This is a genomic window from Carboxylicivirga caseinilyticus (assembly GCF_050589785.1).
GTDB lineage: Bacteria > Bacteroidota > Bacteroidia > Bacteroidales > Marinilabiliaceae > Carboxylicivirga > Carboxylicivirga caseinilyticus.
On record NZ_JBNGOX010000048.1, the window covers coordinates 28070 to 46767 of the forward strand.

An 18698-nucleotide genomic window follows, 5' to 3' on the forward strand; every position below is an offset into this window, starting at 1 on the left:
TCTACAAATCAACAGTTCAACTTTGTAATTGAAAATCGTCACATTGACACATCGAATAATTGATCAATTAATCGTTCTTCCAAAAGGGGTTAAGGCTACTCCGGCCAATTTAAAATGCTGACGGGCAAATGGTATTCCAATGATGGTAATGGCCAGTATTATTCCCCAAAAAACATGGGTTAGGGCAATGATGAAACCTCCGAATATTAACCAGATCACATTCATTATGGTATTTAAGCAGCCCGAAGCCTGAGGGTTATAACCTACTTTTGTGCCAAAAGGCCAAAGGGCAAGTATTCCCAATTTCATGGTTTGTAATCCAAATGGTATTCCAATAATAGTAAACATCATTACCAAACTACTGATAAAGTATTCGATGGCAATCATAAAACCACCAAAAAGAAGCCAGATAATATTTCCTAAGAATGACATTTTATTTTTTTTAGTAATGGAACGGCTCTTTATTTGCATTTATACAAATAGAGAACCGTTCCCTGTAATTATTTATAGTCATCAAGTTTTTCGGCCATTTCTTTTACATCTTCCACTTTAAAGTCACCGAAGAAAGAAAGTAATACGCCATTGGTTTCGCCTTGAAACAGAAGATGACATTCTTTGATTTTTCTGCCTGATCCGTTTACACGAATGTCAACGGTGCCGTTTTTATTGTCAATTTCGTACTCTTCTGCATCAATAACTCTGAATTTATTGAGTGGTAAATAGCGTAATGCTTCTCCTCTGAAATCTATACTTTCACCTGTTTCAGGTGCTTTGTAGATAACTACTTTTACTTCGTGTAAGTCACCTGTTACCTTGTTTTCTTTATCTCCTTTATCATTGTCAAAGTTCATGTTAACCGCGTCAAGCATCTCCTTCGAAAAAGAAAGCATGGTGATACCTTTTTGCAAAGCCAGTTTTTCAAATAAGCGGTCAGAAGGTCGGCTTTGCGCATTTACCGATAAATTGATAGTCAGTAAGGCAACTATTATAAATGATATTGTTTTCATCTTTTTTGATTTAAGTGTAGGTGTTAATAATTATTTGAATCGTCGTTGTAATTAATTAGTCTGTCGAGGTAGGGGCTGACTTCCAGTTTTTTGTTGTGAGGTATTTCAATATTTACAACTACTTCCTGCTTGCGTGCCAGAGCCTCGTCTCCCAGCATATAAGTGCGATCTAAATAAATGATTGAATCATTCTGAGCCCAATAGTATTCAGTTGAATTTGCATTGAATTCAGCCTCTTCTTCATTTATGCCTCTTGCTTTTTTGGTTATGGTAATCTCAAATTTATCACCTCTGGTAAGATTTATTCTTGGATCGCCTTCGATGATCAGCTTGCCATCCAATGAAGATAATTCAAGATTATTAATTTCAAGCAGATATTCTTTATTACCAAATGGTTTACTGTCGTTACCAACTTTCAGGTAAATTGCTTCAGCAGAAGTATCCATCAATTGATGAGTTTCGGACATGGTGCCTTCATCTTCAAATCCTTTTACCACCCTTAAAGCTGTAAAGAATAATAATACAAGGCCTGCAAGCCATAATCCAAGGGCGGTCATGCCAATAATCTTACCATTTGATTTAAACTGAAAGATCAATTTTAATCCCAGGTAAAGAATGATTAAAAATGGAATCCCGATTAATAAACCGGCAGCAATGTTAAACAGGGTAAGGTCGAGGTGCGATAAAAAATAGTCTGGAACATTGGTGATGTAAAAATTGCCTACTGAACTTGCCAAACCTGGCATTGAATCTTTTAGTACCAAAACTCCGGTTAATACCATTATGCTTAAAACGCTCCATAAAACGATCGCAATGCCCAGTATGGTGCCTAAAACCCGCAGAACAGCATTTAAACCATTTGCCATGGCATCTCCCGTTTTATTCATGCGATTTTGCATGTTTCTGTAATTTTGCGACTTGGTATATGTTTTAAACTTGTCGGATACAGAGTTATACTCATTTTTGATATTATCACTTACATCCTTAAAGGTTACTCCACCCCGCATTCTTAAACGTTGCTCAATGGTGCGTGCTTCTGGCATTGCAATCCACAATACAATATATACAATTGGCACTGCTCCAACCGAAAGTAAGGTAGTAACCACAGCAATGATACGGAACACAACAGGATCGATATCGAAATATGCTCCGAGTCCTCCACAAACACCTCCAAAAACTCTGTCTTCGCGACTTCGGTAAAGTCCTTTGCGCGTATAGTATGGAGGAGGTGCCGAATATTGTTGTTCCGATTCTTTCCGGGGTTCTTCAGCATCTTCTTCATCAACAATGTCGGACGGTTCACCAATGGTTTCGATTATTTCTTCAACCAGTGAAAGACGAATTATATCTTGTCCACTTTTGTAAATAAATAGTTCGGCAATACGGGCTTCAATATCATCTAATATCTCCTGAGCTTCTTCGTTTCTGCTTAATCTGGATTTAATAGTATCCAGGTATTTTTTTAGTTTCTCGTATGCATCTTCTTCAATTTGAAAAACACGTCCGTCGAGATTTATATTGATAGTTTTATTCATGATAGTTAAGTAAAAGAATTAGATAAATTCAACTTTTTATTTTATCAGTCACAACACGTTTAATATGCTTTTGAATGCTTGTATAGAGGTGTTCGTTTGCTTTTTGTCGAGCTTCCTTAACAGAGCATGATCCTAAAATATTTAGCTGCGCACTCATGTCAAAGTTCTCAGTGTGTATTGGTTTTTGACTTGATGGATTTTTCCAGCTGAAAACTCCTTCTGCCTCTATGCTGATTGGTTTATAAAAAGGCATATAAATTAGTTTACCAATGGAGCTTTTCTGTTCCACATAAACATGTATTAAATAGCAGTCAGGGTTTGTTCTCTCATTATCAATGGTGTCAAGTCCATGTAAAACAATTTCGTAAGGTTCATTAAATGAAATAATTGAATCTTCTGCTTCAGAATCAGCACTTGAATAGCTCGAAATTGATTCGTGGTATGAAGTCTTTTGATAGGATATGTTGGTGAACTTACCAATTAAGAGTAATCCGATGACTATTAGTAATCCTATTTTTATAGATTTTTTTCTCATAGTGGTTTGGTTTTTAGGGGTTAAGCCATAAGAAGAAATCCTCCGAACATCCAGAATATAACTTTAAGAACCAATGCTCCGAGTAACAGGAATGCTATTATATATATAATTACCTTGAATATTGTTTTGAAAATCAGTCCAATAATTAATAATACTAGGATTATTGGTAGAGCACCAGGGAAAAAAATATGATTAAACGTAGGAGCAATGCCGTGAGTCATCGACGAAAAAAATGCAAATGGTGCATGAATCACATGGGTACCCAGATCTATAAAATGACTAAAAGCAAAAAGACTTAGAATAACAGCAACTATTATTAACACTGTTTTATCTGATTTTGAAAATCTGCTGAAAAAATTCTCACCTTTTTTATAAGTCTCAGAATGCTTAAAGTTTTTAAAGTTCTTTTTAACCTCATCGTATTCATTCTTAATTGATTCTTCAATGGTGTTGATGGTAATGTGCTTTCCACGCATTTCCAATTTTTGAGCGGTTGTGATTGCCGGAGGAAGAGCCATCCATAAAACCAGATAGATTAAAATTATAGCACCCGATGTAAAAGGTATCAAGATCAATGCAATGATGCGAACAATGATACTGTCGATGTCGAAATAGGCTGCAATACCAGCGCAAACACCACCTAAGATTCGATTGTCGATGTCGCGATAAAACCGTTTGCTTGGTTTAACCAATGCTGTGGAGGTTGGACGGCTACTGGATTGTGATTTTTCTTCTTCGCCAGTCATATCTTCAGGTTGCCCCATAATCGAAATCATTTCCTCAACCATTTGCATGGTTACCACATCAGTCTCACGTTTGATTTTTTCTTCAAAAAGTTCAGCAATGCGCGATTCAATGTCTTTGATAATTTCGTCACCGCTTTCTTGTTTTTTAAAGCTTAGTTCAATTTTTTTCAAATAATCGCTTAATCGGGCATAAGCATCTTCGTCGATAAAAAACTGACTGCCGTTTATATTTATAGTTACTGTTTTGTTCATGGCTATAAATTATTGGGTTGGTGGATCAATTCAACTGCATTAACTAATTCTTTCCAGGACGCGTCCATTTCATTTAAAAAGGTTTTACCCTCTTCGGTCAATGCGTAATACTTTCTTGGCGGCCCCTGAGTTGATTCTTCCCAGCGATAACTTAAAAGTTTGTCATTTTTCAAGCGGGTTAGCAAAGGATACAGGGTTCCTTCAACAACAATCATCTTGGCCTCTTTTAATGTATTAATGATGTCGGAAGCGTAAGCATCGTTATTGGCCAGTATCGAAAGGATGCAATATTCGAGCACTCCTTTTCGCATTTGGGCTTTTATATTTTCTACATTCATATAAGCAGTATTAAAGGTTTGTTTCTAGATGTTCGAAAGTGGTTTTTGTTTAAATAAGAAACCATTTTCAAAACACCGGCTTATATCCAAACTGTCTTTCTTTGTTTTGATTGAGTCAGTTGGTTTATTTGAGTTCTCCTTTTTAGGTGTTGCCGTTTGGCAACCTTTTTTAGTCATCAGTTCAATTTTTTCAAGTGAATCTGTTTTTGAGATTTGGGCGTAATTCAATGGGACAAATGAAAGAATTGCCAGCGCTAACAAAACTCGTTTAAGTTTATTTCGTCTAAATGGTCTCATGACAGAATACTATTTTAAACAATGATATTGGTAATACAAATATATATACAAAAACAGGTACTATGCAATACAAAGTACCATATTTTTTTATCATTTTATTTTCATTTATGCTTGAATCTTAGCTATAGTAAGGGTTTTAGAAAGAAAAATTTTTTCAATCAGGGTGATTATTTTTTTTACTTTTGCTGCAAATTGAGTTCATTTAGATGTTTGAATCAGGATATTTAGCACTTTTTTTAGCTTCTTTTCTGGCTGCAACCGTGGTTCCTTTCAGTTCAGAAGCCATATTATCAGGAATGCTGGCAACGGGTTATGATTTATATTTGAGTCTGGCATTGGCAACATTGGGTAATTGGTTAGGAGGATTGAGTTCGTATTATATTGGATGGTTAGGTAAAACGGAGTGGATCGAAAAATATCTGAGAATTAAACACGAGCAGATTGTTAAAAATCAAAACAAGATTGCCGGTAAGGAATTGTGGATCTCTTTTTTTTGTTGGTTGCCGGGCGTTGGTGACGTGCTGGCTGTTCTTTTGGGCCTATTAAAAGTAAATGTGTGGAATGCTGCTATTGGCATGTTGCTCGGAAAGCTTGTGCGATATATAATATGGGCATTACTGACTCTTAAGGTAATTGAATTGTTTTGATTACTTATAAATCACATCAGTAATATAAATTCTTAGAAAGCTTTTGAGGAAGTCTTCTTAATTTTTATCATTTTTGTGCCTGTTTTAAAAATGATTAATAGTTTTTCGGACTTATTCGAAGCTTTAAAAGATACAGTCAGCCGAAGAAATTGTATGTTGTTTCTAAGTTGATTTTAATTGATTGAATGTTATGACAATAGAAAAAACTGAAGGAATCAGTAATTCATCGTTTGATATTGCTGTACAAAAAAGCCATGCGTTGGAAGCTGATTTGCAATTGAATCCTCAAAAACATCGTGTGCTAACAGGTGATCGCCCAACAGGAAATCTTCATATCGGCCATTATTTTGGATCATTGCAAAATCGTGTTCGTTTGCAAAATATGGGAGTTGAGACTTTTATTGTTATTGCAGATTATCAGGTTTTAACTGACCGGGATGTTTTTAAAGATATTTCGAAGTTTGTGTTGGAATTAACCATCGATTATCTGGCTTGTGGTTTGGATCCTCACAAATTTAAAACACATATTTTTCCGCATAGCCATATCCCTGAATTAAACCAGTTATTGGTACCTTTTCTTTCATTGGTTTCAAATGCAGAGTTGAGTAAGAACCCAACAATTAAGGAAGAAATTCAGGCATCAGGACAAAATGTGATTAATGCTGGTATGTATACTTATCCTGTTCATCAGGCAGCTGATATCCTTTTCTGTAAAAGTGATGTGGTTCCGGTAGGGAAAGATCAGTTACCACATATTGAATTGACTCGTAATATTGCCAAGCGATTCAATAAAAAATTCAAATCTCGCGTATTTCGTGAACCTACAGGTTTATTGAGTGAAACTCCAATGATTCTAGGTTTAGATGGTGGTCAGAAGATGAGTAAAAGTAGAAATAATACCATCATGATTAAGGCCACTGAAGATGAAACTTTGAAAGCGGTTAAATCAGCCAAAACGGATTCAGAAAGATTGATTACATATGATCCTGATAATCGTCCTGAAGTTGCCAATTTGTTGAGAATTGCAGCATTGGCATCAGGTGGTTCTCCTGAGCAACTGGCTGCTGAAATCGGAGATCAGGGAGCTGGTAAATTGAAGCAGGTGGTTACAGAATCTATTAACGAACATTTTCGTGAGATTCGTCAACGTCGCACACAGCTAGAGAGTAATCTTGATTTTGTAAAAGGGATATTAAGAGAAGGTATTTCGGAAGCACGAGGTGTTGCACAAGCTACTCTTGAAGAAGTAAGAGCCGCAATGAATATGGAAATTTAAAAGATTATTCTTGTATAGAATATAGAAAGAAGGGAGGCAGATGCTTCCCTTTTTTTATTGCGCTAAAATGGGATTTAATAAAAATTTAACCTGACGTATTTGTACGTCATAAATAATTGACGTATTTTTACGTCAAAATTAAGAATTATGGCAGAAGCAAAATTTCAGTTATTTGATGACGATTTGCAGGAGCTGGCTCAGCTTTTTAAAGCTTTGGGGCATCCGGCACGATTGCAGATTCTTAAATTTCTGGCATCAAAAAATGCCTGTTTCACTGGTGATATAACAGAGGAGTTGCCATTAGGGCGAACAACTGTCAATCAGCATCTGAATGAACTTAAGAAAGCAAATTTGATTCAGGGTTCTGTTCAGGGAGTAAAAACCAACTATTGTGTAAATGTCTCAGAGATAAGAAAATTGGAAGCCTTGGGAAAGGATTTTTTTGATGGTTTAAATACAATTGAATGTACAGATTGTTAATTGAAATAAAATAATCAGAATATTATGAAAGTATTGATTTTATGCACAGGTAACAGTTGTCGAAGCCAAATGGCTCATGGTTTTTTACAGTCGTTCGACAAGAATCTGCAGGTTTTCTCGGCCGGAACAGAAGCTTCTGGTAAACTTAATGCGAAAGCCGTTCAGGTAATGAGCGAAATAGGTATTGATATCAGTGGACATACCAGTGATTCTGTTTCAAAGTATCTGGATGAAGAATGGGATTTTGTGATAACAGTTTGTGGCGGAGCCAACGAAAGCTGTCCTGCATTTATCGGAAAGGTTAAAAACAGAGTGCACATTGGATTTGACGATCCATCTCATGCCGAAGGAACAGATGAATTTATCATGAGTGAGTTTCATCGTGTTCGAGATGAGATTAAAGAACAGTTTTATCAGTTCTACTTAGAAAATATGAAAGGTAAATAACTTAATTTCAAACGATGAAACCAGAGGATTTAAAGTTAATTGTTCAGGAAAAATACGGTGAAATTGCACATCAAAGCAGAGACTTTAATGCAGGTTCGTGTTGTGGAAGTACGGGATGTTGCGATACTGTTGATTATAGCATCTTTGCCGATAGTTACGACCAGCTTGACGGATATAATCCTGATGCTGACCTTGGTTTGGGTTGTGGTTTGCCAACTCAGTATGCCGGAATCAATCAGGGCGATTCAGTATTGGATTTAGGAAGCGGTGCTGGTAATGATTGTTTTGTTGCCCGTCAGTTGGTTGGCGAAGAAGGTATGGTAACAGGAATTGACTTTACCGATGAGATGCTGAAGAAAGCAAAAGCCAATGCCTCCAAGCTTAATTTTAACAATGTTGAGTTTGTAAAGGGTGATATTGAAGAGATGCCACTTCCGGATAATAACTTCAATGTGGTTATCAGTAATTGTGTTTTAAACCTGGTTCCTGATAAGAAAAAAGCCTTTTCTGAAATATATCGCGTACTGAAACCTGGAGGTCATTTTTCTATTTCGGATGTAGTGCTCGAAGGTGAATTACCTGCTGATTTGCAAAGTGCAGCAGAGATGTATGCAGGATGTGTGTCAGGAGCCATTCAAAAAGAGGATTATCTGCAGGTGATTAAGGATGTTGGTTTTAAATCAGTTCAAATCAAAAAGGAAAAAGTGATTACTGTACCGGATGAAATACTTTTAAAGTATATTTCTCAAAATGAAATTGAGAATTTGAAAGCAAAAGGGACCGGTATTTTTAGTATTACAGTTGTTGGCACCAAATAACTATGGGACAGAAAAAGCAAATTGGTTTCTTTGAGAAGTATCTTACTCTTTGGGTTGCTTTATGCATTGTAGCAGGTATTACTATTGGTCATTTTTTAGGTGATACAGTTAATGTGCTGAGCGGTTTTGAGATTTCCGGAGTAAATGTATTGGTGGCTGTTTTAGTTTGGCTGATGATTTACCCGATGATGCTTCAGGTGGATTTTAGCAGTATTAAAAATGTTGGAAAAAGACCTAAAGGTTTGATGCTAACTCTAGTGGTTAATTGGTTGATAAAGCCTTTTACCATGGCATTTTTTGCCTGGATATTCTTTGATAAGTTATATGCGGCTTATATCGATCCATCACAGGCAGGTGAATATATTGCGGGAGCCATTCTGTTAGGTGCTGCTCCTTGCACAGCAATGGTTTTTGTGTGGTCGTACCTCACCGATGGCGATCCGAACTATACGTTAGTTCAGGTATCTGTTAACGATCTTATTATTCTGGTGGCATTTGTTCCCATTGTCGGCTTATTGCTTGGGATCACCAATGTGAGTATACCATATGATACGCTGGTTGTAAGTGTTGTAGTTTTTGTGGTAGTGCCTTTATTGGCAGGCTCTATTACGAACAGAATGCTTATCAAAAGAAAAGGAAAAGAGTGGTTTACTGATACGTTTCTTCCGAAATTTAAACCGGTAAGTATTGTTGCACTTTTAGCTACGTTGGTTTTGCTCTTTGCTTTTCAGGGACATAACATTGTGAAGGAGCCTTTTATTATTCTTTTGGTTGCGATACCGTTGGTGCTTCAAACCTACTTTATCTTTTTTATAGCATGGTTTGGAGGACGAAAATTAAAATTACCTCATGCAATTTGTTCTCCAGCATCGATGATTGGAGCGAGTAACTTTTTTGAACTTGCAGTGGCAGTTGCAATTGCTTTGTTCGGATTACATTCACCAGCTGCATTGGTAACAGTTGTTGGGGTGTTGGTTGAGGTGCCTGTGATGTTATCTTTGGTAGCCTTGGCCAACCGTTGGAAATATTAAGAAGAAAAGATTGATAGTATTTAGTAAGTAGTTTAAATGTAGAGAACTACTGACTATGACTTCAAACAATTTGAGAGATTATTTTGTAACCATTGAATTATCTTCAACTCTCAAACTTCGGAGTGAAAGCTTAGGACATTGATGAACAATCTTTCGTTTTTTGTCTTTTATCTATTTCTGAATGATTATTTTTGCATCATGATTTATTTAGTATTAGGTATCGTCTTAGCCTTGGTTGTGGCGGTGGTTTTTTCACGTAAATCCAAACCGGGGGAGGAAGAGAAGAAAGTGGAGGTGCCCGATGATTGTTGTGGTGCCCATGAAGTTTGTGAAGCCGATAGTTTACTAAGTGCTGATGGTAAAGCCGAATACTTCGAAGATGAAGAATTAGACAACTACAAGAGTAAAGCAGCAGATAGTTATACCGACGAACAGATAGAGGAATTCAGAGATGTTCTTTTTACTTTGAAAGAACGGGAAGTAGCTGGCTGGTTAAAGAGTTTGCAGGCACGAAATATCAATCCTCCTGAGATAATCAGAGAAGAAGCCTTGATGATTGTAGCGGAAAGAAGATTTGTCAATTGATAAATTAACCAATTGTTTATTTGTGTAATTGCCTAATTGTTGAGTTGTTATTTTCAACTTAACAACTCAACAAATGCTCATCTTAACAATCATAAATCACAATATATATCATTTTCATGAAGAGAGAAAAGCTGTATCTTGAAATCCAATTCAAAATACAGTTCTCATGTTTTCAAAAGATGTATATATAAATCGTAGGAAAAAGCTGCAATCTAAAGTTGAATCAGGTATCATCCTGATGTTGGGTAACAACGACTCACCTATGAACTATGCTGATAATGTATATCATTTCCGTCAGGATAGTACTTTCTTATATTTTTTCGGAATTGATTTGCAGAATCATGCTGCCATTATCGATATTGATAATAACAAGGAATATTTGTTTGGAGACGATATTTCATTAGGTCACATAATCTGGATGGGACCTCAACCTACCATGGAAGAAAAAGCATTTCAGGTTGGCGTTGAGAATGTAAGATCTATGTCAGATTTGTCAAAGATGGTGAATGATGCGATAAAGCAAGGACGAAAGGTTCATTTTACGCCTCCATATCGTGGTGAAAACATTATGTGGATGAGCGATTTGTTGGATGTACATCATTCCAAAGTCAAAGAGATGGCCTCACTGGAACTGACCAAAGCCTGTATTAATATAAGATCAGTGAAAGAGGTGTGCGAGATTGAAGAGATGGAGCGTCATATGGCTACAGCATACAAAATGCATACAACGGCCATGAAAATGGCTCACGATGGAGTTAGTGAGCAAGAGATAAGTGGCGCTTTGGAAGGAGTTTCGATGTCAGGTGGTGGAATTGTTTCATTCCCTATCATTTGTAGTAAGCGTGGAGAGACGCTTCATAATCATTATCACGGAAATATATTACAAAAGGGTGATTTACTCTTGGTGGATGCAGGAAGTGAATCGCCTCTTCATTATGCAACTGATCATACCCGAACAACCGCAGTAGGAGGTAAATATTCGCAACGACAGAAGGAGGTATATGAAATAGTATTAGCCGCCAATAACATAGCCCGCGAAGCAACAAAACCAGGTGTTACCTATAAAGAGTGTCATTTGATTGCCGCACGGGTTATTGCTTCAGGATTGAAAGACCTGGGATTAATGAAAGGTGATGTGGATGACGCTGTTGCTCAGGGAGCGCATGCTATGTTTTTTCCTCATGGATTGGGGCATATGCTGGGACTTGATGTACATGACATGGAAGACTACAATGATACACTTGTGGGGTATATGGATGAAATGGAACGGAGCACTCAGTTTGGTTTATCTGCATTACGTTTAGGACGTACTTTGGAGAAAAACTGGGTTGTAACCAACGAACCCGGTATTTATTTTATTCCAGCTTTAATTGATACCTGGAGGACCGAAGGTAAGTTTAAGGATTTTATCAATTACGACAAGGTAGAGAGTTACAAAGATTTTGGTGGAATACGTCTTGAAGATGATATTCTATTAACTGACGATGGCTGCAGAATTTTGGGAGAACGCATTCCTATCACAATTGATGATGTTGAAGCTGTGGTGCAGGGCAAAGTTTAAGATTAAAATGTTCAGTTTAAAAAAATAACTATATTTGAATGAGCTCTGTACAGAGCTCATTTTTTATCTGATTAACCTAAATTATTACGAATGACACGAATTTTGTATTTGTTTATTGGGCTGATATTGATTGGAAATATCAGTGCCCAGGAAAAAGCTAAATTTGAATTTACCAATATTTACGATATCAAAGCTACTCCTGTAAAAAGTCAGGGTAATACGGGTACATGTTGGGCATTTAGTACCACTTCATTTATCGAATCTGAAATAATTAGATTAGGTGGACCCGAACAGGATTTGTCAGAAATGTACTTTGTTCGTTATGTTTACCCTAAAAAAGCTCAGAAATATGTGATGCTTCATGGTATGGGGAATTTTAGTCAGGGTGGATTGGCTCATGATGTAATGAATTGCATCCGAAATTATGGTATGGCCACTGAAGATGCTTACCCTGGACGAAAAGATATAAACCAGCCACATAATCATACTGAGTTGGAATCATCACAAAAAGTATTACTTGATAATTTTATTGAACAGCGTAAGGCTGAGCCTAGTCCAGTATGGTATGAGGTACTTGCAGGTGTTTTAGATCCATATCTGGGAAAAGTTCCTGAAAAAGTAGAAGGAGTTACTCCACAAGAATTTGCCACAAAGATGAAGATCAATCCGGATGATTACGTAGAATTAACATCTTACACGCATTATCCATTATATCAGCAATCTGATCTAGAAATACCTGATAATTGGGCACATGAAAGATATTATAACGTGACATTGGATGAATTGATTGAAGTTATGAATAATGCCTTGTCTAATGGCTATTCTATTGCCTGGGATGGAGATGTAAGTGAGAAATTTTTCTCGCATAAAAATGGAGTTGCCTTGGTTCCTGTAGATCAAAGTAAAGGTTTTCAACCTCAGGAAGAAAAAGAGATTACTCCGGAAATCCGTCAAGAGGCATTTATGTCATGGCAATCAACCGATGATCATCTGATGCATTTAACTGGAATGGCTAAAGATCAGAATGGGAAAGTTTATTATACTACAAAAAACAGCTGGGGTGAAAAAAGTAATGCCTTTGGAGGGTATTTGTATATGTCGGAGAGTTATGTGAGATTACATACAGTTTCTGTGATGGTTCATAAAGATGCCTTGCCTAAAGCAATTGCAAAGAAGTTAGCATTGAACTAATAATATGTATATAAAAGAAAGCCGGAGATCAAAAGATTATCCGGCTTTTTTATGTTGACTATAGTTATAAACTCCAGTATGTCATGTCTTTTATCTTTCCGCGATAAATGCCTTTCACGTCAACAAAAACACCTTCTTCAACCATAATGGATTTGAAATAAGCTTCATCAAGGTTTATATAGTCTGTATGGTTAACTGCAACAATAATACCATTGTATTTATCCTTGATTTCATCAATCAGACCATAACCGTATTCGTGCATTAATTCTTCTGAAGAAGCATGAGGATCAATGACATCAACCTTCACACTAAATGATTTAAGTTCGTTAACAACATCAGCAACCTTTGAATTTCTAATATCACTTACATTCTCCTTAAATGTTGCACCCATCAACAGAACTTTAGCTCCATTTATTTTATTACCGTTCGAAATCATTTTCTTAACGAGTGTTTTGGCAACATATGCTCCCATCGAGTCGTTGATCGTTCTACCCCCTGTTATGATCTTTGAATGATAGCCCAACTCATTGGCTTTGTATGTCAGGTAATATGGGTCAACACCAATACAGTGACCTCCAACCAAACCTGGGAAGAATTTAAGGAAGTTCCATTTTGTACCTGCCGCTTCCAGTACTTCAAAGGTATTGATGTTCATTCTGTCAAATATCAACGATAATTCATTCATCAAAGCAATGTTGACATCACGTTGAGTATTCTCAATAATCTTTGCAGCTTCTGCAACTTTAATACAGCTTGCTTTGTGGATACCGGCTTTAATAATGCTGGCATAAACAGCTTCAATAATTTCTGCTGATTCCGCGTCACTCCCTGATACTATTTTTAATATTTTGGTAAGTGTGTGTTCTTTATCTCCCGGATTAATTCTCTCAGGGCTATAACCCACTTTGAAATCAACATTAAATTTCAAACCCGATTCAGCTTCCAGAATAGGTACACAATCTTCTTCGGTACATCCAGGGTAAACCGTCGATTCAAAGACAACGATATCACCTTTTTTAAGTGCTTTACCTACAGTTCTGGTTGCACCTAATAAAGGAGTCAGATCAGGTAAATTGTGTTGATTGATTGGTGTGGGAACCGCAACCACATGAAAGTTGGCTTCTTTAAGATCATCTGGACTTGCGGTAAAATGGATATCGCAACCATCAAAGTCTTCGCTAACTAATTCATTACTTGGATCTATTTTGTTACGCATTAGATCAACTCGATCTTGCTTAATATCAAAACCAATGACTGACATTTTTCTTGCAAATTCCAGAGCAATTGGTAATCCTACATAACCAAGTCCGATTACAGACAGTTTAATCTCTTTATTTAGTAGTTTCTCTAACATGATTTATAAATTGGCTGGTTTGTTTAGATAAATTCTTTCGATGATATCAACCACTTTAAGGCCTTCAAGCGCATTGGTTGTAATGGTTGTATTTCCTTTTATTACCTCAACAACATTATCAATAACGTAATGATGATTGGCTGCAGATCCTTTATAAGGTCCATAATCATTTGGCGGGTTTGATTCTGCCAAAACAGGCATCTGGTAATCTTTTACATGGCATTCAACAACCTCATTCATATACTGACCAGAAACTTTAACAGTTCCCTGACTACCGATTATGGTAATGCTACTTTCAAGATTTTTGTCCCACACAGCAGTACTGTAATTCAAGCTGCCTGATCCGCCATTGATAAAGTCAAATGTAACAAATCCACTGTCCTCGAAATCTGTGGATTTTTGATGTGCAAAATCTTTAAAATTTCCTTGAATATTAGTGATGTCTCCAAAAAGCCAGTACATGATATCAATAAAATGAGAGAACTGAGTGAATAATGTACCCCCATCCAGCTCTCTGTTACCATGCCAGTTTCCTTTGCTGTAATAACGATCATCACGATTCCAGTAGCAATTGAGTTGAACCATAAAAATGTCACCTAATCTTTTCGCTTCTACCATTTCTTTAAGCCAGACACTTGGAGGTGAATAGCGATTTTGCATCACAGCAAATACCTGTTTTGACATTTGTAGCGCCTTGAAGATTACTTTTTCAGCGTCTGCTTTGCTCAAAGCCATTGGTTTTTCAACAACTACATGTTTTTTTGCCTCTAAAGCTTCAATTGCCTGCTCTGCATGCAGACCGTTAGGAGTGCATATGTTTACGACGTCCACATCAGGCTGGTTTTTTAATAGTTCACTAATTGAAGTGTAAAAAGGAACATTTTCTTGCCAGTTTAGATCTTCTTTGGGTCTGATATCGCACACTGCCAGTAGCTCAGCATCCTCATTGCGTTTGATCATTTCTGAATGACGCTTGCCAATATGTCCCAGGCCTATTACGGCAAATTTTATCTTTTGATTTGTACTCATTTATTTTGGTAACTTTCTTACGTTATTTTCCTCCAGAATGTATTTGTCTTGACTTTCAGGGCAGGTGGCAATTCCTTGTTCATTAAATTGTAACTGATGACCAAACTCACTCATCCAGCCAATTTGCTTTGATGGATTACCAACTACTAAAGCATATGGAGGTATGGTTTTAGTTACAACAGCTCCTGCTCCAATAAAAGCATATTCGCCAATATCGTGTCCACAAACAATGGTGGCGTTGGCTCCGATTGTAGCACCTTTTTTTACCGTTGTTTTCTGATATTGTCCTCTTCTGTTAATGGCACTTCGTGGATTAATCACATTGGTAAAAACCATTGACGGACCTAAAAATACATCATCTTCACAAATAACGCCTGTATAAATGGAAACATTATTCTGTACTTTTACATTTTTCCCAAGTTTTACATCCGGTGAAATAACAACGTTCTGGCCAATGTTGCAGTTGTCTCCAATTACACAGTTAGGCATAATGTGAGAAAAGTGCCATATTTTAACGCCTTTGCCAATAATGCACGGAGAATCGATTACAGCTGTTTCATGCGCAAAAAATTGTTTATTGGCCATGATTGAAAAAGCGTTTAATGGTTGATGTAATATCTTTTAGCTGTTCTTCAGATAGCTCTGTATGCATTGGCAATGATAGAACCTGTGTGCTTAGATCTTCTGAGTTAGGCAATGATGAATCAGAATCCTGATATGCAGCAAAGGCTTCCTGCTGATGCAAAGGAACAGGATAATAAACCATGGATGGTATATTATTTTCTTTCAAAAAGTTTTGTAATTTATCCCTCTCTCCATTCTTAACCTTTATGGTGTATTGATGGAATATATGATCTGAATCTGAACTTCGCGTAGGAATTACAAGATTATCAATCTCTTTTAATTCTTCGTCGTACCATTTTGCTGCAGTTTTGCGTCTGTTGTTAAAATCATCCAAATGTTTTAGTTTAACATCTAAAACAGCAGCCTGCAAAGTGTCAAGCCTGGAGTTGACTCCGATAATCTGATGGTAATATTTCTTTTGGGAACCATGATTGACAATCATTCGCATTTTTTCCGCCAAAGAATCATTATTTGTGAAGCAGGCACCTCCATCACCAAAACATCCTAAGTTTTTGGAAGGAAAAAAGGATGTGCAGCCAATATCACCAATTGTACCAAGTTTTGTTGTGCTTCCATTAACATTATAATCACAACCAATGGCTTGAGCTGTATCTTCAACAACTTTTAAGTGATGTTTTTTAGCGATACTCATTATGGCATTCATATCAGCACCTTGACCAAACAGGTGAACCGGTATGATTGCTTTTGTCATAGGTGTAATAGCCTTTTCAACTTCTTCAGGAAGTAATGTGAAGGTATCTGGTTCTACATCTACAAGAACAGGTTTTAATTTTAGTAGGGCAATAACTTCAACTGTTGCAATAAAAGTAAATGTAGAGGTGATTACTTCATCTCCGGGTTGAAGGTTCAAAGCCATAAGAGCTATTTGTAGAGCATCTGTTCCATTTGCACAAGGGATAACATGCTTAACATTTAGGTACTTCTCAAGATTGGATTGAAATACTTTGACAGCAGGACCATTAATGAAAGATGTTTGTTCTAAAACATCGGCCATTGCTTTGTCAATGTCACTTTTTAGACGTAAGTATTGACTGTGCAGGTCTACCATTTTATGCTGTTCCATCAATTTAATTTTGAGTTGTGAATTTAGATAAAATCAAAAACCGAAGTTCATTCCAAGTGAAACTATTTGATTACCTGCAAGAAAGTAGGGATTAGTGTACTTTTCTGAGTCAGTGCCATCGTATAAATTATGCTGATATTCAACAAAAATATATCCGTCGTTCACAATTTGGTAACTTCCTTTGAGCGTAAAATTAGTGTTTTTGTAGCGTACTTCGTTCATAAAAGGCAATCCTCTTCTTATTTCTTCCTGCTCCTGATTAATTTCAGTATGCAAATCCATTTCATTATTATCAAAAATACTCTGATAATCTTTGCCTTTTCGAATGATAGTTAACCTGGCAGACAAATCAAGGCCTTTTAATGGCTTATGCCTTATCATAAAAAATAATTCATCGGAATTATCAAGTGTGTAGCTTCCCAAGGTGTATTGATTACTCATGAAAGAAAGCGAAGGTACAAAGTGCTGATACACCAATGGACGTATAATTGTATATTCTGCAGTGAAAGATGTATTGTGGAGGATATCCGTTAAACGTCCGCCAATTTTCCAAGCGACATCATTTGATTGTTCATTCTTTTTAAGCAGGTTGCTAATGCTTATCTCATCAATGAATAAGCTGGTGTATAGATGAAGGTTTTTAATTTGTCGGCTATCAATATCGATAAACATCTGGGCATTTTGTCCAACCCAGTTATCCCACGAATTATAAGTGTGGTCAGCCGATTTATAAAATAAAAAAGGTACAGCATAGGCTGGATTGAAATTGACATCACTATATATAATGGAGTTGCCGAATGAGATATTTAGTTTTGACCATGGTCGAATCGTAAAGATATTAGAGGCTACAAATTTATTGGTATAAACTTCCCGTTCACCGTTAAATACCGAATATGTTCTGGATGAATCGACCACTTCACTAACCAGCCATCCGTGTAAATAATTAAAGTCAAACCATTTTGCCGGTGATATCTTAAATGACAAATATCCAAATGAAGGCGTGCGACCAGAAAATATTACTGACTGGCTATAACTATTTCCCCATTGAAAGTGATCTTTATGTAATCCGATACTTCCCCATTTCCATGAATAGGTTATCCCTCCTCTTGTTTCTGAATAATCCTTGTTGTCGTTGTCTCCTTTATATACAACCCCAGATCTATTGGTAATGTACTCGGGTCCTCCTAAAAAGAATGATTCATGATTGTCGCGTAAGCTTCCGTAAATGGAAACATGTTTTCCGATGGTACCATAAAATTCAGCACCTCCCCAACGATGGTATTCAGTTTTATCACCATTATTAAAAAACTGTCCACCAAGAATTGGATTTATGGTCAGATTGAATAATGAGTCGCTGAAATAAAATAAGTCCCATCTCTTGTCAAACGATTTGCCAATTAATAGTTCTTTATTAAAATCTTTAAGATAAAAAGTCAGTTCTTTTTGCTGACGGTTACTTAAGAGTGGATTTTGGTCGCATAACCTTAACCATTCTGCTATTTGTTGTCGGCTGTAGGGTTTAATGCTGGAATTAACATCGATAAGTCCTTTGTTGGCAAGTTCATCTATAAAATCATAAACCGATTCATTACTGATATGATAGGGAGTGTTTTGGCTAATGGAATAAAAACACGATGTAGTGAGAAAAGTTATGAAGAGTATTATTTTTTTCATGGCGCTTTACTGGTTGAAACGAAGATACATAAAAGGGTAATGTCTTCAAACTGAAGTTGACAAAGCAGACTATTGCTGTGGTGTATCAAAAGAAAGAGGGTGTCCAAAAAGTGATTCTGCAAATAAGGAATCTTTCAAATTGTAACTTTACTTTCATTATACCCCACCAAACCTCCCCTAAAAGGGA

21 protein-coding genes are annotated in these 18698 nt (G+C 36.6%); 9 read left to right on the forward strand and 12 right to left on the reverse strand.

Annotation, left to right across the window (positions count from 1 at the left end):
- Positions 1-63 precede the first annotated feature (63 nt).
- The 7 genes from ACRD62_RS19220 to ACRD62_RS19250 all read right to left on the reverse strand — a co-directional run bounded on the left by ACRD62_RS19220 (position 64) and on the right by ACRD62_RS19250 (position 4710).
- A complete protein-coding gene (locus tag ACRD62_RS19220) occupies positions 64-432 on the reverse strand; it encodes a YccF domain-containing protein (RefSeq protein ID WP_321406204.1) in 369 nt (122 codons plus the stop codon).
- 68 nt (positions 433-500) lie between these two features.
- Positions 501-1007: a DUF4252 domain-containing protein gene (locus ACRD62_RS19225; RefSeq protein ID WP_430821739.1), complete on the reverse strand. Its 507-nt coding sequence runs from the start codon at positions 1005-1007 to the stop codon at positions 501-503.
- Positions 1008-1030: 23 nt separating this feature from the next.
- A complete protein-coding gene (locus ACRD62_RS19230) occupies positions 1031-2542 on the reverse strand; it encodes a PspC domain-containing protein (RefSeq protein WP_430821740.1) in 1512 nt (503 codons plus the stop codon).
- A 28-nt stretch (positions 2543-2570) separates the two neighbouring features.
- A complete protein-coding gene (locus ACRD62_RS19235) occupies positions 2571-3077 on the reverse strand; it encodes a hypothetical protein (protein WP_430821741.1) in 507 nt (168 codons plus the stop codon).
- Positions 3078-3097: 20 nt separating this feature from the next.
- Complete coding sequence (locus ACRD62_RS19240; protein WP_430821742.1) at positions 3098-4075, reverse strand: PspC domain-containing protein; 978 nt, start codon at positions 4073-4075, stop codon at positions 3098-3100.
- Between the two features lie 2 nt (positions 4076-4077).
- Positions 4078-4413 carry a PadR family transcriptional regulator gene (locus tag ACRD62_RS19245; RefSeq protein ID WP_430821743.1) on the reverse strand — a complete coding sequence of 112 codons (336 nt, stop codon included), beginning with the start codon at positions 4411-4413 and terminating at the stop codon, positions 4078-4080.
- A gap of 24 nt (positions 4414-4437) precedes the next feature.
- Positions 4438-4710, reverse strand: a complete 273-nt coding sequence (locus ACRD62_RS19250; RefSeq protein ID WP_430821744.1) for a hypothetical protein — start codon at positions 4708-4710, stop codon at positions 4438-4440.
- Between the two features lie 206 nt (positions 4711-4916).
- On the opposite strand from ACRD62_RS19250, the gene ACRD62_RS19255 reads away from it, so the two are divergent.
- The 9 genes from ACRD62_RS19255 (at position 4917) to ACRD62_RS19295 (ending at position 12746) form a co-directional block, all read left to right on the forward strand.
- Positions 4917-5357, forward strand: coding sequence for a YqaA family protein (locus tag ACRD62_RS19255; RefSeq protein ID WP_430821745.1), 441 nt, complete (start codon positions 4917-4919; stop codon positions 5355-5357).
- 190 nt (positions 5358-5547) lie between these two features.
- On the forward strand, positions 5548-6633 hold the full coding sequence (gene trpS, locus ACRD62_RS19260; protein WP_430821746.1) for a tryptophan--tRNA ligase: 1086 nt from the start codon (positions 5548-5550) through the stop codon (positions 6631-6633).
- A gap of 147 nt (positions 6634-6780) precedes the next feature.
- Positions 6781-7113: an ArsR/SmtB family transcription factor gene (locus ACRD62_RS19265; protein WP_430821747.1), complete on the forward strand. Its 333-nt coding sequence runs from the start codon at positions 6781-6783 to the stop codon at positions 7111-7113.
- A gap of 24 nt (positions 7114-7137) precedes the next feature.
- Complete coding sequence (locus tag ACRD62_RS19270; protein ID WP_430821748.1) at positions 7138-7560, forward strand: arsenate reductase ArsC; 423 nt, start codon at positions 7138-7140, stop codon at positions 7558-7560.
- Between the two features lie 14 nt (positions 7561-7574).
- Positions 7575-8378 (forward strand): arsenite methyltransferase, encoded by an 804-nt coding sequence (locus ACRD62_RS19275; RefSeq protein ID WP_430821749.1) that lies wholly within the window; start codon positions 7575-7577, stop codon positions 8376-8378.
- Positions 8379-8380: 2 nt separating this feature from the next.
- Positions 8381-9409, forward strand: coding sequence for an ACR3 family arsenite efflux transporter (arsB, locus tag ACRD62_RS19280; RefSeq protein WP_430821750.1), 1029 nt, complete (start codon positions 8381-8383; stop codon positions 9407-9409).
- 198 nt (positions 9410-9607) lie between these two features.
- Positions 9608-9994 carry a hypothetical protein gene (locus ACRD62_RS19285; protein ID WP_430821751.1) on the forward strand — a complete coding sequence of 129 codons (387 nt, stop codon included), beginning with the start codon at positions 9608-9610 and terminating at the stop codon, positions 9992-9994.
- A 166-nt stretch (positions 9995-10160) separates the two neighbouring features.
- Positions 10161-11555: an aminopeptidase P family protein gene (locus tag ACRD62_RS19290; protein ID WP_430821752.1), complete on the forward strand. Its 1395-nt coding sequence runs from the start codon at positions 10161-10163 to the stop codon at positions 11553-11555.
- 90 nt (positions 11556-11645) lie between these two features.
- The gene (locus tag ACRD62_RS19295) at positions 11646-12746 is read left to right on the forward strand and encodes a C1 family peptidase (RefSeq protein ID WP_430821753.1); all 1101 of its coding nucleotides are present in this window, start codon (positions 11646-11648) and stop codon (positions 12744-12746) included.
- A 64-nt stretch (positions 12747-12810) separates the two neighbouring features.
- Here the strand turns inward: ACRD62_RS19295 and ACRD62_RS19300 are convergent, their stop codons facing one another.
- From ACRD62_RS19300 to ACRD62_RS19320, 5 genes are read right to left on the reverse strand one after another with little or no spacing between them, the layout of a single operon-like run.
- Entirely contained in the window at positions 12811-14100 is a 1290-nt protein-coding gene (locus ACRD62_RS19300; protein WP_430821754.1) for a nucleotide sugar dehydrogenase, read from the reverse strand.
- A 3-nt stretch (positions 14101-14103) separates the two neighbouring features.
- Positions 14104-15129: a Gfo/Idh/MocA family protein gene (locus tag ACRD62_RS19305; RefSeq protein WP_430821755.1), complete on the reverse strand. Its 1026-nt coding sequence runs from the start codon at positions 15127-15129 to the stop codon at positions 14104-14106.
- Positions 15130-15714 carry an acyltransferase gene (locus ACRD62_RS19310; protein ID WP_430821756.1) on the reverse strand — a complete coding sequence of 195 codons (585 nt, stop codon included), beginning with the start codon at positions 15712-15714 and terminating at the stop codon, positions 15130-15132. It abuts the gene before it with no gap.
- Positions 15704-16837, reverse strand: a complete 1134-nt coding sequence (locus tag ACRD62_RS19315) for a DegT/DnrJ/EryC1/StrS family aminotransferase (protein ID WP_430821757.1) — start codon at positions 16835-16837, stop codon at positions 15704-15706. The genes ACRD62_RS19310 and ACRD62_RS19315 overlap by 11 nt, the downstream gene beginning before the upstream one ends.
- 33 nt (positions 16838-16870) lie before the next feature.
- A complete protein-coding gene (locus tag ACRD62_RS19320) occupies positions 16871-18511 on the reverse strand; it encodes a hypothetical protein (RefSeq protein ID WP_430821758.1) in 1641 nt (546 codons plus the stop codon).
- Between the last annotated feature and the right edge of the window lie 187 nt (positions 18512-18698).

What these genes read in the sequence shown, in the direction of transcription:
- ACRD62_RS19220 (WP_321406204.1), bottom strand. Translation starts at nt 432, where the DNA reads ATGTCATTCTTAGGAAATATTATCTGGCTTCTTTTTGGTGGTTTTATG.
- ACRD62_RS19225 (WP_430821739.1), bottom strand. Translation starts at nt 1,007, where the DNA reads ATGAAAACAATATCATTTATAATAGTTGCCTTACTGACTATCAATTTA.
- ACRD62_RS19230 (WP_430821740.1), bottom strand. Translation starts at nt 2,542, where the DNA reads ATGAATAAAACTATCAATATAAATCTCGACGGACGTGTTTTTCAAATT.
- ACRD62_RS19235 (WP_430821741.1), bottom strand. Translation starts at nt 3,077, where the DNA reads ATGAGAAAAAAATCTATAAAAATAGGATTACTAATAGTCATCGGATTA.
- ACRD62_RS19240 (WP_430821742.1), bottom strand. Translation starts at nt 4,075, where the DNA reads ATGAACAAAACAGTAACTATAAATATAAACGGCAGTCAGTTTTTTATC.
- ACRD62_RS19245 (WP_430821743.1), bottom strand. Translation starts at nt 4,413, where the DNA reads ATGAATGTAGAAAATATAAAAGCCCAAATGCGAAAAGGAGTGCTCGAA.
- ACRD62_RS19250 (WP_430821744.1), bottom strand. Translation starts at nt 4,710, where the DNA reads ATGAGACCATTTAGACGAAATAAACTTAAACGAGTTTTGTTAGCGCTG.
- ACRD62_RS19255 (WP_430821745.1), top strand. Translation starts at nt 4,917, where the DNA reads ATGTTTGAATCAGGATATTTAGCACTTTTTTTAGCTTCTTTTCTGGCT.
- trpS (WP_430821746.1), top strand. Translation starts at nt 5,548, where the DNA reads ATGACAATAGAAAAAACTGAAGGAATCAGTAATTCATCGTTTGATATT.
- ACRD62_RS19265 (WP_430821747.1), top strand. Translation starts at nt 6,781, where the DNA reads ATGGCAGAAGCAAAATTTCAGTTATTTGATGACGATTTGCAGGAGCTG.
- ACRD62_RS19270 (WP_430821748.1), top strand. Translation starts at nt 7,138, where the DNA reads ATGAAAGTATTGATTTTATGCACAGGTAACAGTTGTCGAAGCCAAATG.
- ACRD62_RS19275 (WP_430821749.1), top strand. Translation starts at nt 7,575, where the DNA reads ATGAAACCAGAGGATTTAAAGTTAATTGTTCAGGAAAAATACGGTGAA.
- arsB (WP_430821750.1), top strand. Translation starts at nt 8,381, where the DNA reads ATGGGACAGAAAAAGCAAATTGGTTTCTTTGAGAAGTATCTTACTCTT.
- ACRD62_RS19285 (WP_430821751.1), top strand. Translation starts at nt 9,608, where the DNA reads ATGATTTATTTAGTATTAGGTATCGTCTTAGCCTTGGTTGTGGCGGTG.
- ACRD62_RS19290 (WP_430821752.1), top strand. Translation starts at nt 10,161, where the DNA reads ATGTTTTCAAAAGATGTATATATAAATCGTAGGAAAAAGCTGCAATCT.
- ACRD62_RS19295 (WP_430821753.1), top strand. Translation starts at nt 11,646, where the DNA reads ATGACACGAATTTTGTATTTGTTTATTGGGCTGATATTGATTGGAAAT.
- ACRD62_RS19300 (WP_430821754.1), bottom strand. Translation starts at nt 14,100, where the DNA reads ATGTTAGAGAAACTACTAAATAAAGAGATTAAACTGTCTGTAATCGGA.
- ACRD62_RS19305 (WP_430821755.1), bottom strand. Translation starts at nt 15,129, where the DNA reads ATGAGTACAAATCAAAAGATAAAATTTGCCGTAATAGGCCTGGGACAT.
- ACRD62_RS19310 (WP_430821756.1), bottom strand. Translation starts at nt 15,714, where the DNA reads ATGGCCAATAAACAATTTTTTGCGCATGAAACAGCTGTAATCGATTCT.
- ACRD62_RS19315 (WP_430821757.1), bottom strand. Translation starts at nt 16,837, where the DNA reads ATGGAACAGCATAAAATGGTAGACCTGCACAGTCAATACTTACGTCTA.
- ACRD62_RS19320 (WP_430821758.1), bottom strand. Translation starts at nt 18,511, where the DNA reads ATGAAAAAAATAATACTCTTCATAACTTTTCTCACTACATCGTGTTTT.